The organism is Kurthia massiliensis, from assembly GCF_000285555.1.
In the GTDB taxonomy this organism is placed as follows: Bacteria; Bacillota; Bacilli; order Bacillales_A; family Planococcaceae; genus Kurthia; species Kurthia massiliensis.
Genome location: NZ_CAEU01000093.1, coordinates 1 through 260 on the forward strand (window position 1 = coordinate 1; position 260 = coordinate 260).

Below are 260 nucleotides of genomic sequence, written 5' to 3' on the forward strand. Positions count from 1 at the left end.
GATCCCTTCAGCCAGACTTGGGTATACCTCCATGGTAAAAAATAATATTTTACAATGAATCGAGTTTTTTTAGTGGTGGACCTTGCAGGACTCGAACCTGCGACCGGACGGTTATGAGCCGTCTGCTCTAACCAACTGAGCTAAAGGTCCTTCTTTAGGTAATATGGCGGCCGAGGGGATCGAACCCCCGACCTCCCGGGTATGAACCGGACGCTCTAGCCAGCTGAGCTAGGCCGCCATAATAAGTAATTGGTTAAAGT

General features: G+C 49.2%; 2 tRNA genes. Both read right to left on the reverse strand.

Features of this window, described 5'->3' with window-relative positions:
* Positions 1-73: 73 nt before the first annotated feature.
* Positions 74-150, reverse strand: a tRNA-Ile gene (locus tag KMHG_RS17120).
* A 14-nt stretch (positions 151-164) separates the two neighbouring features.
* A tRNA-Met gene (locus KMHG_RS17125) sits at positions 165-238 on the reverse strand.
* Between the last annotated feature and the right edge of the window lie 22 nt (positions 239-260).